This window comes from Sphingobium psychrophilum (genome assembly GCF_012927105.1).
GTDB classification, from domain to species: Bacteria; Pseudomonadota; Alphaproteobacteria; order Sphingomonadales; family Sphingomonadaceae; genus Sphingobium; species Sphingobium psychrophilum.
In genome coordinates this window covers 1-2,419 of the sequence record NZ_JABBFV010000063.1, presented here as the reverse complement: position 1 = coordinate 2,419, position 2,419 = coordinate 1, and the positions used below count along the sequence as shown (strand labels likewise).

The following is a 2,419-nucleotide window of genomic DNA, read 5'->3' as shown; positions in this document are numbered from 1 at the left end:
AACCCGCAAGCCTCAACATACCCGACCTTCGGCTCATCCCCGGGAGTGATGCACCGCGCCTGCCTCCAACCAAAAACCGAAATCCTGACGCCCGATCAACAACGCGATGAATTATACGGGCTAGACACGCAGAAGGATAGCGACACGCCGCCCCGAGGGCAGACGATCTACAGCTTCGTCCTTTCGGCGACGTGGGGTTCTTATCGTGATACTTGGGAAAAACAGGGCGAAATGCTCTCACGCATGGGCTATTCGACGTGGAGCTGGCGCAACGCGATGTGGCTACTCCCAATCCTGCTTGGCACAATTGTTGGCGGGGCAACCTTACTCGCGGGGCCTGTTGCTGGTATCGCCACTGCTGTCGCCATTTTTCTCGCCAAAATGTTGATCGAAGGCTTCAATTACTTCCAGCACTACGGGCTGATCCGGATTGAAGGCGAACCCATCGCCAAGCATCATGCCTGGAACCATCTGGGCATGATCTCCCGTCCGATCGGGGTGGAGATTACAAACCACATCAACCACCACCTCGATGGCCACACACCGTTCTACGAACTCCAACCCGAGTGCGACGCGCCGCAGATGCCGTCATTGTTCCTGTGTTTCCTCTGCGGACTTGTCCCTCCGATCTGGCACCGGTTCATAGCCCAGCCGCGTCTGAAAGACTGGGATACAAGGTTCGCATCGCCCGGCGAGCGCAAGTTGGCAGATGCCGCGAATGCGCAGGCCGGCTGGCCGCAGTGGCTCGCCACTGCATGAAACAGTCCACCCCGCATGGAGACGTACGCGTTTGATTGTCTCTATGTGAACTGAGCGTCATCCTTATGGGATGACGCTCCCTTGTCTTCACCGCACCGCCCTCACTCAACATAGTAGATCCGCTTTATGTTTTCCTTCTTGAAGAAGCCCCCACCCAACAAGGTAATCTTTGCCTCGGAAGCCCGGACACTGCTGGTCGCTCGAGACAAGACGTTGCTCGAAGCCATGCTTACAGAGGGCTTGGCGATGCCTCATGATTGTAAAGTCGGGTCCTGCGGCACGTGCAAGTTCAAGCTTCTTGACGGCAAAATAAGGGAGCTCAGTCCTTCGGCGCTGGCTCTGGAACGTGATGAGTTGCTCGCTGGATACAGGCTAGCCTGTCAAGCGATACCCCGGTCAGACTTGACGATTGCACTCGACGCGCCACTGACGGTCCAGCAAACCGTGGACGACTATCGCGCAACAATCGTGTCAGTTCCTCGGCTTTGCCCTGACATTATCAATCTTACGGTCGAGCTGGACCGGCCGCTTTCCTTCGTCCCTGGTCAGTATGCAGATATTGGTGCGCCGGGTGTGGATGGTCTACGAAGCTATTCGTTCGCTTTCGCTCCCATAGCAGGCTCGACCCGGAACTTGCAATTCCACGTCCGCCATGTCCCGGGCGGCGCGTTCACGGACTGGCTGTTCGCAGATGATCGGGTCGGGGCTTCTTTGACGTTGAGAGCACCCTATGGCGCGTTCCAACTGAAGCAAAGCGCAGCGCCCATTCTGTGCATTGCAGGCGGCAGCGGCCTTGCGCCTATCATCTCCATATTACAGGAAGCACTTGCGCTGGGGGCGACGCGGCCGGTAACGCTTCTTTATGGCGCAAGAACCCGGACCAACCTTTATTGTCTTGATGAAATCGGGAGACTCAAGGCCACCTGGAGGGGGCCATTCGATTTCATCCCGGTGCTTTCTGACGAGGCGGCCGATAGCCCTTGGCAGGGCGCCAGAGGTCCGGTGACCCAGCAGATTGCTGAACTGCCAATTGAGATGCGGTATGAGGCCTATCTTTGCGGACCGCCCGCCATGGTTGACCTCGCGGAAGCAGAATTACTCGAGGCCGGGTTAGCTCCCGATGCGATCTCCGCAGACCGTTTCGTGGACCGCAGCGACGTACGTTAGCCGACATGGTAGGGACCGCTCTCAAGCCCCCTGTCGATCGCGGCTATGGCAGAGGGTGACATCGAAACAAATCAGTTATCGACCCGGATCATCTTTCCAGCCAATTCCTGGACATCCACTTTTTGAGTGTTATCGAGCAGTACGGCAACACGGTTCATAGTAGCAATAACGGACGTATATTGACCGTGGGCATAAAAAGCGTCGATTGGATAAACCACCGTCTTATCGACCGGCGCCCGATGGTAGCTCAGCTGGCCAATCCCATAAATCGCAAGCCCTCCAGCTTCGGCATGCGCCATCATTCGTTCCGCACGATCTCTCGTCAGATTGCCGCCGAATTCCACGAGTTGAGGGGGAGATACCGTTGGGGCTGACCTGCCCCCCGTCAGTCCCTCGATCATAACGAGAGTCTTGCGGTTAAATACGATGGCCCCTGCGCCTGCACAAGCGCGTCGGGCGTGATGCTCTCGTCCTGCTCGAACGCCCGACGCGC

General features: G+C 57.4%; 3 protein-coding genes. 2 read left to right on the top strand and 1 reads right to left on the bottom strand.

Translation table 11 applies throughout. The annotated features are described in order from the left end of the window. The coding region (locus HHL08_RS25125; protein WP_169575570.1) for a fatty acid desaturase at positions 1–759 on the top strand (759 nt) is incomplete at its 5' end. A gap of 138 nt (positions 760–897) precedes the next feature. Continuing rightward, positions 898–1,926 carry a 2Fe-2S iron-sulfur cluster-binding protein gene (locus HHL08_RS25120; RefSeq protein WP_235955318.1) on the top strand — a complete coding sequence of 343 codons (1,029 nt, stop codon included), beginning with the start codon at positions 898–900 and terminating at the stop codon, positions 1,924–1,926. 71 nt (positions 1,927–1,997) lie between these two features. Here the strand turns inward: HHL08_RS25120 and HHL08_RS25115 are convergent, their stop codons facing one another. Next, complete coding sequence (locus HHL08_RS25115) at positions 1,998–2,327, bottom strand: hypothetical protein (RefSeq protein ID WP_235955317.1); 330 nt, start codon at positions 2,325–2,327, stop codon at positions 1,998–2,000. Positions 2,328–2,419: the final 92 nt, after the last annotated feature.

Bases quoted from the DNA above. Each gene is read 5' to 3' on its own strand.
- HHL08_RS25115 (WP_235955317.1), bottom strand. From the start codon at position 2,327: ATGATCGAGGGACTGACGGGGGGCAGGTCAGCCCCAACGGTATCTCCC.